Annotated in this window: 11 protein-coding genes; 3 read left to right on the top strand and 8 right to left on the bottom strand. The window is 66.9% G+C overall.

What is annotated here, in order from left to right:
- Positions 1 to 71 precede the first annotated feature (71 nt).
- The 6 genes from BR47_RS0109125 to BR47_RS0109100 are packed head-to-tail and all read right to left on the bottom strand — an operon-like array spanning position 72 to position 4,867.
- Positions 72 to 665, bottom strand: a complete 594-nt coding sequence (locus BR47_RS0109125; protein WP_029119308.1) for an IspD/TarI family cytidylyltransferase — start codon at positions 663 to 665, stop codon at positions 72 to 74.
- A gap of 9 nt (positions 666 to 674) precedes the next feature.
- Positions 675 to 1,481, bottom strand: coding sequence for an ABC transporter permease (locus BR47_RS0109120; protein ID WP_051634701.1), 807 nt, complete (start codon positions 1,479 to 1,481; stop codon positions 675 to 677).
- Positions 1,478 to 2,632 (bottom strand): ABC transporter substrate-binding protein, encoded by a 1,155-nt coding sequence (locus BR47_RS0109115; RefSeq protein WP_036427031.1) that lies wholly within the window; start codon positions 2,630 to 2,632, stop codon positions 1,478 to 1,480. The genes BR47_RS0109120 and BR47_RS0109115 overlap by 4 nt, the downstream gene beginning before the upstream one ends.
- Positions 2,629 to 3,348: an ABC transporter ATP-binding protein gene (locus BR47_RS0109110; protein ID WP_029119305.1), complete on the bottom strand. Its 720-nt coding sequence runs from the start codon at positions 3,346 to 3,348 to the stop codon at positions 2,629 to 2,631. Before BR47_RS0109110 ends, BR47_RS0109115 begins: the two co-directional genes overlap by 4 nt.
- Positions 3,324 to 4,346: an acyl-CoA dehydrogenase family protein gene (locus BR47_RS0109105; RefSeq protein ID WP_029119304.1), complete on the bottom strand. Its 1,023-nt coding sequence runs from the start codon at positions 4,344 to 4,346 to the stop codon at positions 3,324 to 3,326. Before BR47_RS0109105 ends, BR47_RS0109110 begins: the two co-directional genes overlap by 25 nt.
- Complete coding sequence (locus BR47_RS0109100; protein WP_029105420.1) at positions 4,343 to 4,867, bottom strand: DUF4242 domain-containing protein; 525 nt, start codon at positions 4,865 to 4,867, stop codon at positions 4,343 to 4,345. Before BR47_RS0109100 ends, BR47_RS0109105 begins: the two co-directional genes overlap by 4 nt.
- A 93-nt stretch (positions 4,868 to 4,960) precedes the next feature.
- Between BR47_RS0109100 and BR47_RS0109095 the strand changes: the two genes are divergently transcribed.
- A complete protein-coding gene (locus tag BR47_RS0109095) occupies positions 4,961 to 5,566 on the top strand; it encodes a TetR/AcrR family transcriptional regulator (RefSeq protein ID WP_029119303.1) in 606 nt (201 codons plus the stop codon).
- Positions 5,567 to 5,620: 54 nt separating this feature from the next.
- Here the strand turns inward: BR47_RS0109095 and BR47_RS0109090 are convergent, their stop codons facing one another.
- Positions 5,621 to 8,473: an MMPL/RND family transporter gene (locus BR47_RS0109090; protein ID WP_029119302.1), complete on the bottom strand. Its 2,853-nt coding sequence runs from the start codon at positions 8,471 to 8,473 to the stop codon at positions 5,621 to 5,623.
- Positions 8,474 to 8,667: 194 nt separating this feature from the next.
- On the opposite strand from BR47_RS0109090, the gene BR47_RS0109085 reads away from it, so the two are divergent.
- Positions 8,668 to 9,285, top strand: coding sequence for a hypothetical protein (locus tag BR47_RS0109085; protein WP_029119301.1), 618 nt, complete (start codon positions 8,668 to 8,670; stop codon positions 9,283 to 9,285).
- Between the two features lie 77 nt (positions 9,286 to 9,362).
- Positions 9,363 to 10,664: an acyl-CoA dehydrogenase family protein gene (locus BR47_RS0109080; protein WP_029119300.1), complete on the top strand. Its 1,302-nt coding sequence runs from the start codon at positions 9,363 to 9,365 to the stop codon at positions 10,662 to 10,664.
- 212 nt (positions 10,665 to 10,876) lie between these two features.
- Here the strand turns inward: BR47_RS0109080 and BR47_RS0109075 are convergent, their stop codons facing one another.
- Positions 10,877 to 11,905 (bottom strand): amidohydrolase family protein, encoded by a 1,029-nt coding sequence (locus tag BR47_RS0109075; RefSeq protein ID WP_029119299.1) that lies wholly within the window; start codon positions 11,903 to 11,905, stop codon positions 10,877 to 10,879.
- Between the last annotated feature and the right edge of the window lie 64 nt (positions 11,906 to 11,969).

Below are 11,969 nucleotides of genomic sequence, written 5' to 3'. Positions count from 1 at the left end.
GCCGCGGCCGGCACGGTCGCCGACGCGGGACCGGCGGCACGGGGCCGCGCGGCCAACCGCGCCGTGGCCACTCAGCCTGCGGCGACGATGGCCTCCAGCAGGCCCCTGTCCTGCGCCAGGTCGACGGCGACGGCGTTCGGATCGCCGTCGACGATGCCGACCTTCAGACCGGCGGACGTCAGCGCCGCGAGGTCATCGGGATGGGCGCACCGAGCCAGGGCGGCCGCCGAGAAGGCCCGCGGGTACTGCGCGGTGACGAGCTCCGACCGGTCCACGTTGCCGAGCACGATGTCATTCGTGGCGACGGCCTTCACACTGTCGGTCATCGGCAGGACCGGCAGGACGACGTCGTGGTCCGCCAGGCCGGCAGCCACGCGCGCAGCCAGCTCGGCAGGCGCCAACGGATACCGCAAGTCGTGCATCAGGACCTGGTCCCCCGCACCGAGCGGCGCGGGCGCGGTGCGTACGGGCACGTCACTGAGGTCATGAGCCGCAAGGCATTCCACTGCAGTGGCGGACAACTCTTCGGCGGCCACCACCGAAACCGGTGCCACGTCGCGCACCGCCCGCACGGCCCGCACCAGTGCCGGTTCCCCGGCGATCGGCGCGGTGAAGTCGGCCGGGGCGAGCCCTGCGGGCACGGTCACGATCGCCGAAAGAGTCACCGCGACACCCTATCCTCGGTAGGACGCCGCTCCTGGCCGTTCTGGAGAAATCAGGCGCCGGGCGACGACATCCAGCAGGAAGCCCAGCGCACCGATCACCACGATCACCGCCACCACCTGGTCGTAGGCCAGCTGGTCACGGGCATTGAGCACCTGATAGCCCAGACCCGAACGCACGCCGAGCATTTCAGCCGGGACCAGCACCACCCACGCGATGCCGAGCGCCACGCGGACGCCCGTCTGCAGCTGTCCCCGGATGGCCGGCAGCACGACGGCGGTGATCAGCTCCCACCGCGTGGCGTGGAACGACCGTGCCACGTCCAGGAAGCCCGGGTCGACGGCGCGCACGCCGGCCACGGTGTTGATCAGCACGGGCCACACGGCCGCCACCGCGATCAGGAAGATCACCGGCTCGTTGCCGATACCGAACACCGCGACGGCGATCGGGGCCCACGACAGTGGCGAGATCATCCGGACGAACTGGACGAGCGGTGCCGCCGCTCGCTCGGCCGTGGTGTTGAGCCCGAGCAGCAGGCCCGCCGGAATCCCGATGACGACCGCCACCGCCAGCCCGATCACCAACCGCCACAGGCTGATCCCGATGTCGGGCAGCAGCACGCCGCGGGAGAACAGGTCGACGATCGCAGGCACGACGCGCTGTGGTGCGGCCTGGCGCAGCAGCGAGTGCGGGGCGGACAGGACGGTGGTCGTCAGCCACCACAGGCCGACCGCGACGACGACGGCGCCGACCGGCGGGGCCCACCGGCGCACTGCCACCGGCGGATCGATCACCGAGCGGACGGTTGTTGTGGTCATGACAGCTCCAATTGCTCGGTTCGGGTGTAATCGCCGCTGAGGCCGAAGGCGGCCGGACCGCCATGGGCCTGTATGGAATTACGGACGAAGGTGTCGTCGACCAGGTCGCTGTGGACGGTGGCGGGGTCCAGCCGGTCCAGGAACCGCCGGTCGCCGTCGATGACGGTGTCGCGCATGGACGTCACCAGTTCATCGGTGAAGCTCGGGAACGGGAACGGCTGGAAGCCGAGCCGCTGCGGCTGCCACTCCGGGTGACGCAGCGGGTAGGGCGCGGTGGGATAGGTCATCGCGAGCGTGATCGCGGGTACCGGCTGGGGCAGGTAGCGCCCGCCGCCGAGTTTCGCCGCGGCCGCCTTCCGATCTTTCGACAGCGCGAGTTGCGCCGTCACCACCGCGTCCGTGAGCTGTTGCACTGCCGCCGGTCGACTGGCGATGACGTCGTCACGGGTCACCAGGGCGCAGCAGGCATGGTCGCGCCACACATCGCCGAGGAAGGTGTGGATGCGCCCGATCTTCTTGGTCTGGGCCATCGCGTTGAACGGGTCGGCCACCACGTAGCCGCCGATGGTGCCGGTGGCCAGCGCCGGCACCATGTCCGACGGACTCATCACGACGAGTTCCACGGTGCGGTCGGCCCGCGATGCCGACCGGCGGATCACCGGTTGCAATCCGTTGGCCCGCAACAACTTCTGCAGCACGATGTTGTGAATCGACCACCAGAACGGGATCGCCAGCTGCGAACCCGCAAGATCCGGCAACTCCCGGATGTGCGGTGCGACCGTCAGTGCCGAGCCATTGGTGTGGTTCCACCCGAGTACCCGGACACCGCCACCGAGCGCATAGCGCAGCTGCACCGCCATCGGCATCAGCAGGTGCACGACGTCGAGCTGACGGTTCAGGAATGCCTCACCCAGCGCCGCCCAACTCCGGAACAGCACCGGCTTGCCGACACCCGCCGGATACAGACCCGCGGAGTGCGCGATCAACAGCGGCGCGGCGTCCGTGATCGGCAGATATCCCACGCGCAGCGGCCCGCCGGCGGCCGAATCGGTCGTGGCACTGTGCGCCAGGTCGGCCAGGCCGAAGGCGCCACCGGCAGCCGCTGCCGCGGCGATCAAGGCCTGCCGTCGTGAGATCAGCAGTCTGCTCATGCCACCCACAGTTCGGAAACGCGGTAATGGCTGAGGATTTCGTCACGCAGACCCGACCGGTCCGTCTCCTCCAGGTGCCATTGACGCTGAATCCGGCCGCCGTCGGCCAGCAGCACGACGCGCTGCGCCAGGGTGAGCGCTTCCTCGACGTCATGGGTGACCAGCAGCACCGTCACACCCAATTCGGTTGTGAGGGTGGTCAACCACTGCTGCAGGTCGGCACGTGTCGCGGGGTCCAGCGCGCTGAACGGTTCGTCGAGCAGGAGCAACTGGGGCCGGGTCGCCACAGCGCGCAGGATGGCCACCCGCTGGGCCTGCCCGCCGGACAGCTGGTCGGGATAGCGGTCGGCCAGCCCGTCGACGCCGAAGCGCCGCATCAGCTCTGCCGCATAGTCCGCGTCGAATCCCTTGCGCCGGTGTGCGAATCGCCGCGCGTAGGAAACGTTGCCCTGCACCGTCAGCCACGGCAGCAGCAGCGCGTCCTGGAAAACGACTCCGATGTGCGGACGCTCGCCACCGGCGGGCCAGCTGACGGTTCCCGAGCTCAGCGATTCCAGGCCGGCCAGCACCCGCAGCAGGGTCGATTTCCCGCTGCCGCTACGCCCGAGCACAGCGACGAACTCCCCCGACTCGATGGCGAGATCGATACCGTCGAGAACGACGCTGTCCCCGAATCTCTTGGTGCCCGCGGTTATCCGAACTGCTTCAGTTCCCACCTCAGTTGTCCTTCCGATGGTGATTGCACGGGCAGAAAAGCCGCTTCGCGGAACCGGCGGTTGGCGGCCGTCCCCGCGCGATAGCCCTGACCACCGGCCAGCGCCGATTCCAGGCGGGTCGCCCCCACCGCGACATTGGCGGCATCCAGTCGTAGCCGGATCACGTCGGCCAGGTTGGCTTCCCCTGGCGCCGAGGCGAATTCGTAGAGCCGGCGGCGGTTGGCTTCGGCGTGCGACACCAGATCGGCGAGGTCGCCGTCGAACTGGGCGGCCAGCCCGTCGGTCGCCCGACCGGCCGCGGTCAGCGCCGCCCCGGTGACGCCGACGCAGAACGCGGTCTGCAGCAGCAGGAACGTCGGCTTGATGCCGCGGACGAACCCGGTGAGGTCGGCGCTGATGATGCGGTCGGCTTTCACCTCGACCTCTTCCAGGCGCAGCGACGTCGACCCGGTGCTGCCCAATGCCATCAGCGTGGGCACCGGGTCGACCACCACGCCGACCGCGCTCACGTCGACCGCCACGACATACAGGCGACCCGTGACGGTCCGTGCCGGGAGCACGATCAACGCGTCGTCAAAGACGTTGGATGCCCAGCGGATTGGTCCGTTGAGCCGCAGACCACGACGCGTCTCCCCGGCGAAGATCGGGAGCTGCCCGAGGCCCGCCACGTGCTTGAGCCCGGCGGCCATGGCGGTCACGCCAGGACGGCGTGCGGTGAGCAACGCCTCCGACAGGTCCGGCCGGTCGGCGAGGTAGTGGATCGCCATCTGATGCGCCCACGCCGAGAATCCGGCGGCGAGGCTCACCGCCGACACCTGCTCGATCACCCGCACGGTGTCGGGCAGATCCGGTAGCCCGAACAATCCGGAAGCGCCGAGGGCGCGCAGATCGTCACGGACGTCGTTGAGGCCCGCGTCCAGGTCACCGGCCCGGGCGTCCACCCCGGCCGTGACATGAGCCAGTCTGGTCGCGACGTCGTCGGACACCAGAGTTGTCATTGCCCACCACTTTCCAGTCCGTACAACCGATCAATCGGGGTCTGCACCGCCACGCGCGCCCGCCGCACCGCGTCCTCGTCCGGCGCGTCGTAGAAACAGAGGCACTTGTCCATGTCGACCCGCACGTAGGTGCGCAGGAAGCTGACCTCGGGCACCTCCGCGTATTTCGGCGCGTTGGCCTTCTTGCGGCTCAGGTAGCTCTCCATGTCCAGGTCGGCGGGCAGGTCCCACTCGACCAGGTATCCCGCCGTCGGGCGGACGGCCTTCAGCTGGTCCAGTTCCGCACCGACCAGTCGCACTTCGTGCGGGCCGGTCAGCTCGGCGGCCCCGACCGACGGCGCGTCGATCTGCAGCGGACCGCCGGCGAGCTCCACGACCACGAACAACCGGTGCTGAGCCGTCACCTGCGCCTCGATGAGTTCGCCGCCGGCCCGGTGCACTTCGGCGTCGAGCGTCTTGATGGCCTGGTCGACCTCGGCCCGGCCGGGCAGTCCTGCGATTTCGTAGAGGTACAGCGTCACGGTGTGTTCCTGTTCGTCGGGCGTCGATGACATCACGACGCTCGCATGAACAGACCGGTCTGTCTATCGACGGTTCTCCGCTATGGTGCAGATATGAGCGCGACCCGCACCCCCCGGCCAGACCGGCCGGCACCCCGCACCGACACCGTCGGGCCGGCCCAGCGGCTACTCGACACCGCGTCGAATCTCTTTGCCGCACAGGGAATTCGGGCCGTCGGCATCGACACGATCCTGCGCGAGGCGGGGGTCGCGAAGGCCAGCCTCTACAGCTCGTACGGCTCGAAGGACGCGTTGGTGATCGCGTACCTGAACCGATTGGATCAGGCTGATCGCAACCGCTGGGAATCGAAGACTTCCGGCATCGCCGACCCGGTGGACAAGCTGCTGGCGTTCTTCGACCTCGCGGCCGCCGCGGCACGCAAGCGCCAATTCCGGGGCTGTCTGTACGCCAACGCAGCCACCGAATTCCCGGGCGACACCCTGGAACCGGTACGGGCACACCGGTTATGGATGCGTGGGCTACTGAACGAGCTGCTACAGAACGCTCAGGTGCCCGACGCCGCCGTGGTCGCCCAGCGCATCCAGCTGATCTACGACGGCGCCCTCACCGCGTCGAAACTCGAACGGTCGACGGCGCCGATCACCCTGGCCCGTCAGATGGCGCTCGAGCTCGTCACGTCACTCCGCGAGCAGACGTAAAACTGTCGCAAACCACTGGTTTATGACAGTTTTACGTCTGCTCGCGGAGAACAGTTACTTACCGGCCGCCGCCGGCTGAATCCCGATGGCCGCCAGTCGCCGCTCGGACGCCTCCTGTCGGACGCGCTTCGGCCACCAGAACCACTTGCCCAGCAGCGCCGCGATGGCCGGTGTCATGAACGACCGGACGATCAGGGTGTCGAACAGCAGGCCCAGCGCGATGGTGGTACCGACCTGCGCCATGACCTTCAGGTCACTGAAGGCGAAGGACGCCATGGTGGCCGCGAACACCAGACCCGCGGAGGTGACCACCGATCCGGTGCCCGCCATCGAACGGATGATGCCCGTCTTCAAACCGCCCGGCAGCTCTTCCTTGAACCGCGACACCAGCAGCAGGTTGTAGTCGGAGCCCACCGCGAGCAGCAGGATGACCGACATGGGCAGCACCATCCAGTGCAACTCGAGGCCGACGAGGTGCTGCCACAACAGAACCGACATACCGAACGACGCGCCCAGCGACAGCAGCACGGTGCCGACGATCACGCCCGCCGCCACCATGCTTCGCGTGATGAGCAGCATGATGATGAAAATCATTGACACCGCGGCGATTCCGGCGATCATCAGGTCGTACTGCGCGCCGTCGTGCATGTCCTTGTACGTGGCGGCGGTACCGGCCAGATAGATCTTGGAGCCCTCCAGCGGGGTGCCCTTGATGGCTTCCTTGGCGGCCTGCTTGATCGGGTCGACATGGGCGATGCCGTCCGGCGTCGCCGGGTCACCTTCGTGCTGAATGATGAAGCGAACCGACTTGCCGTCGGGCGAGATGAAGTTCTTCATGCCGCGCTTGAAGTCCTTGTTGTCGAAGGCTTCCGGTGGCAGGTAGAAGGAATCGTCGTTCAGCGAGTTGTCGAACGCCTCGCCCATGGCCGCCGCGTTGTCCGACGACGCCGCACGCTGGTCCACCTGACCCTTCTGGGTCTGATACATGGACAGCATGTACTGCTTCATGTTCTTCATGACCTCGATCTGAGGCGGCATCACCGTGACCATCTCGGCCGTCAGCTTGTCCATCTTCATCAGATCCGGGACGAGCGTCTGGATGTCGTCGGTCATGACGTCGATGCCGTCGAGGGTGTCGAACAGTGCCCGCGTGGACCAGCACATCGGGATGTCGTAGCAGTGCGGTTCCCAGTACAGGTAGTTCCGGATGGGCCGCAGGAAGTCGTCGAAATCGGAGATGTGGTCACGGAGGTCGGCGACGTCGAGCGCCATGTTGGCGGTCTTCATCGACATGTCGTGCGTCGTGGCGGCCATCTGCGTGGTGATGGCCTGCATCTTGGTCATCGTGTCGATGCTGACCTGCATGTCGTTGGCCTGCTGCAGCATGTTGGCCATCGAGTCCAGCTGGTACTTCTCCGTCATCTTCGAGGTGACGGCCTGCATGCCCATGATGAACGGAATCGTCGTGTGCTTGATGGGTTTTCCGTCGGGGCGGGTGATGGTCTGTACCCGCGCGACGCCCGGGGTGTGCACGATGGCCCGGGCGATCTTGTTGATCACCAGGAAGTCGGCCGAGTTCCGTAGATCGTGGTCGCTCTGCACCATCAGCAGCTCAGGGTTCATCCGCGAAGCGCTGAAATGCCTTTCGGCGGCGGTGTATCCGACGTTGGCGGTCAGGTCGGCCGGCACGTAGCGGCGTGCGTCGTAGTTCGTCTTGTAGCCGGGCAGCGTCACCAATCCGACGAGGGCGAGCGCGAGCGTCGCGACGAGCACCGGTCCCGGCCAGCGCACCACGAGAACACCGACACGACGCCAGCCGCGGGAGTGGATGGCGCGCTTGGGTTCGAAGCGCCCGAAGCGGCTACCGATCTTGATGACGGCGGGCCCCAGCGTCAGTGCCGCGAGAACGGCGACGAGGGTGCCGATCGCGCAGGGCACGCCCATGGTCTGGAAGTACGGCAGCCGGGTGAAGCTCAGGCAGAGCATGGCGCCGGCGATGGTCAGACCGGACCCCAGAACCACGTGCGCCGTCCCGCGGAACATGGTGTCGTAGGCCTTCACCCGGTCCTCGCTGTCGCCGCGCGCTTCCTGGTAGCGCCCGATCGCGAAGATGGCGTAGTCGGTACCGGCCGCGATCACCATCAGCGTCAGCAGGTTCACCGCGAACGTCGACAGGCCGATGATGTTCGCGTTGGCCAGGAACGCGACGACGCCGCGAGCCGCGCCGAGTTCGAGGAACACCATCAGCAGGATCAGGATCATGGTGACGATCGACCGGTAGACGAACAGCAGCATCACGGCGATCACCAACAAGGTGATGGCGGTGACCCGGGCGACGCTCTTGTCACCGGCGTGGTGCTGGTCCGACACCAGCGGGGCGCCGCCGGTGACGTACACGTGCAGCCCGGCCGGCGGATTCGAGTCGGCCACGATCTGCCGGACCGAGGCGACGGAGTCGTTGGCCTTGGTCTCACCCTGATTGCCACGCAGGTAGACCTGGACGTACGCGGCCTTGCCGTCGGCGCTCTGGGAGCCGACGGCCGTCAGCGGGTCGCTCCAGAAGTCGGCGACGTGCTCGACGTGGTCGGTGTTGGCGGTCAGCTTCGCGACGAGACCGTCGTAGTAGTGGTGTGCCTCGGCGCCGAGCGGCTGGTCGCCCTCGAGAACGATCATCGCGTTGCTGTCGGAGTCGAACTCCTGGAAGTTCGCGCCGATCTGCTTCATCGCGATCATCGCCGGGCCGTCCTGGGCGCTCAGCCCGACGGTGTGCTCCTCGCCGACCTTCTCCAGCGGCGGGACCAGCGTGTTGGTGGCGACGTTGAGCAGGAACCAGCCGATCACGATCGGCACCGCGAGCACCCAGATCAGGTGGCCGATCCTGGATCGCTCGGTGTTGGTGGCACTCACTCGGGGCACCCTTCCGTCAGGCCCGCCAGGTCCACGGAAATGGAGCTCGTCGGCGTTACAAAATCACTGTCGCGCGAAATATACCTAGCTAACCAAACTTTTATCCATAGCGGCCACCAAAAAGGCCTCCGACCTCCCACGAAATGGGATAAATCGGGCTCTTTTCGCCCGGTTTCGGCCGTAGCGTTGACGGCGTGGAAAATTCTCCGGCCGACACCTTCGGCAAGCGCTACGGCGAAGTGCTGCTGGTCTCCCAGACGCCGACCGGGCCGCAGGTCGCGGTGTTCAACACCTTCCCGCTGAACGACTGCCCGCAGGAGGCGTGGTCCGCGCTCAACCCCCAGGCCCTCGCCGAGGAGAACGGGGTCGCCGCCGCTTTGCTCAACGGTCCCCGCTACTGGCTGATGAGCGAGATCGTGAAAACCCGCGAGGACGTCGGCGAGAAGCGGACGTTCGGCGGCATCGAGATGCTGCAGCAGGCGACGGTCGAACTGTCGTCGATGAACCCCGCGCCCTTCAGCGTGAACAAGGTCAGCCGCCGCACGGTGTTCGTGTTCGGCGCCGGGCGGCCTGTCTTCGAGCTCCTCGACCCGCACGGACAACGCTGGGTCATGCAGTCATGGAGCCAGACGGTCGACCCGACGCTCGCACTGGCGGACCTGCCGGGGCTGGGTGCGCGACTGCAGCTGCCCGACGGTTGGAACTACCGGACCTCGACGCTGGCCAGCCCACTGCGCATCGACACCACCACCGAAGCCGCTCACGTCACGCAGGACAACCTCGCCAACACCTACTCACTGGCTCTCGGTTAACTTCCGAACAGACGTAAAACTGTCACCGCAACCAGCAAAATCGACAGTTTTACGTCTGCTCGCGGTAGAACTGAACGATGGCTTGGGATTTCGAAACCGATCCGGAGTTCCAGGAACTCCTCGACTGGGCCGACACCTTCGTGCGCGACGAAGTCGAGCCGCTCGACCTCATCTGGCCGCACCTGCAGTACACCGCGCTCGACGAGACCCGGCGCCGGGTCGTCGACCCACTCAAGGAACAGGTCCGCCGAAAAGGCTTGTGGGCCACGCACCTTGGCCCCGAACTGGGCGGGCAGGGCTACGGGCAGCTGAAACTGGCGCTGCTCAACGAGATTCTGGGCCGGTCGCAGTGGGCGCCCATCATCTTCGGCTGCCAGGCGCCCGACACCGGCAACGCCGAGATCATCGCGCACTACGGCACTCCCGAGCAGAAGGAGCAGTACCTACGGCCGTTGCTCAACGGCGAGGTCTTCTCCTGCTACTCGATGACGGAGCCGCAGGGCGGCGCCGACCCCACCCAGTTCACGACCTCCGCGGTCCGCGACGGCGACGACTGGGTGATCAACGGGTACAAGTTCTTCTCGTCCAACGCGTCGACCTCCACGTTCCTGATCGTCATGGTGGTGACCAACCCCGACGTCAGCCCATACCAGGGCATGTCGATGTTCCTCGTGCCGACCAACACACCGGGCGTCAACATCATCCGCAACTCGGCCATCTACGGGGAATCCGACGGCCACGGCTCGCACGCCCTGATCCATTACGACAATGTGCGCGTACCGAATTCGGCCGTCCTCGGCGGCGAGGGCCAGGCCTTCGTCATCGCGCAGACCCGCCTCGGCGGCGGACGGATCCACCACGCGATGCGCACCATCGGGCTGGCGCAAAAGGCTCTCGACATGATGTGCGAGCGCGCACTCTCGCGGCACACCGCCGGCAGCTTGCTGGCGGACAAGCAGGCCGTGCAGGGCTACATCGCCGACTCGTGGGCGCAGCTGCAGCAATTCCGGCTGTTCGTGCTGCACACCGCCTGGAAGATCGACAAGTACAACGACTACAAGAAGGTTCGCAAGGACATCGCCGCGGTCAAGGTCGTCATGCCGACGGTGCTGCACGACATCGCCTGGCGCGCAATGCAAATCCACGGCGCACTCGGCGTCACCAACGAGGTGCCTTTCCTCGGCATGGTCGCCGGCGCCGCGGTGATGGGGCTGGCCGACGGACCGACCGAGGTCCACAAGGTCACGGTCGCCAAGCAGGTACTGCGGGACTACAAGGGCACCGACGAGCTGTGGCCGACGGAGTGGCTGCCGGGCAAACGCGAAGCGGCACAGGCGAAGTACGCGGAGTACCTCGAACTCGAAGTCGGAAACCTCTAGCCGGCCGCCTCGGTCATACTCGCCGAATTGTTCGCCGACACGCTGACCGCTGCCTGAACGCATCGCTTCGGCGTGTCGAGCTCTCCTGCAGCACTTGCGATTCAGACCCGTCATCTTCGGCTGACGTTGTCACCATGCGTTGACGATGTCAGTGCATGATGACGGCCCCAGCCCGAAGTACATGCACAGCCAGGTGCGCCGGCGCGAGGCGGCTAGCGCGCCAGCAACCGGGTGACACCCCGCATCACCACGCGGCTCGCGGCGTGCTGTGCCTGCGCAATCAACGACGGCGCCGCCGGCGCTGCGGCACTGCCCAGCCGCGGGAACAGCGCCAGTGCGTTGGTGCGGTCGATCTCGCGGCGCCCGGCGTCGTCCAGTCCCCCGTACGTCTCCAGTCCGGCTGCGTACAGCTGGCTGACCTCGACGGGCGCGAACGGGAAGTCCGACCCGAATGTCACGTGACCAGGCTTGGCGAAGGCCAGCAGCGACGGCAGCGCGGCCGCCGTGGACGACAGCGCGGTATCGAAGTAGAAGCTCGCGAAGTCGTCGAGGTGATCGGCCGGGCTGCCGCCGACATCACTCGTGATGCCCATGGCCATGCGGTAGGACGCATACGGGACGAAGCCGCCGGCATGGCTCAGGATGAACCGGATGTTCGGGTAGCGGCGCCGAATGCCGTTGCGCACCAGCAGGTACGCCGCCCGGCTGGTGTCCAGCAGGAAGTCGGCGGCGAAGGGCAGCACTCCGTCTACCGTGGGGCCCGGCAGCTCGGCGGGGTGGATGAACACGACGGCCGAACGCTTGTCGAGCTCGGCGAACAACGCATCCTGGCCCTGCGCGCCGACGTAGGTCCCCACACTGTTGGCCAGCAGGAACACTCCGTCTGCATGCAATTCGTCTAGAGCGCGCACGGCTTCGGCGACGGAGGCATCCAGGTGCGGCATCGGCAGTGTGGCGAAGAACCCGAACCGATCCTGCTGGGCGGCAACCAGTTCCGCGCTGTAGTCGTTCACATCGCGAGCCAATGCGGCCGCATCAGCCGCGGCGGGTAGCATCGTCGTGCCCGGCGCGGAGACCGACAGGATGGCGGTGGCGACACCGAGCTTGGCCATCGTGTCCAGGGACGCTTCCGGAGACCAGTCCGGCATTGCCCGGCCGCCGGCATCGCCGATACCGGCGCGATCCAACGCCTTGCGGTAGACCGGCGGGACCATGTGGTGGTGGGTATCAATACGGTTCATGATGTTTCCTCCTCCGGTGATTTGTGCACGATATTCCGCGCCCACCGCGGAAAATCGTGCACAA

This window comes from Mycobacterium sp. UNC410CL29Cvi84, assembly GCF_000686745.1.
In the GTDB taxonomy this organism is placed as follows: Bacteria; Actinomycetota; Actinomycetes; order Mycobacteriales; family Mycobacteriaceae; genus Mycobacterium; species Mycobacterium mucogenicum_B.
The sequence above is the reverse complement of the archived record's forward strand: the minus strand, read 5'-3'. Positions and strand labels throughout refer to the sequence as shown.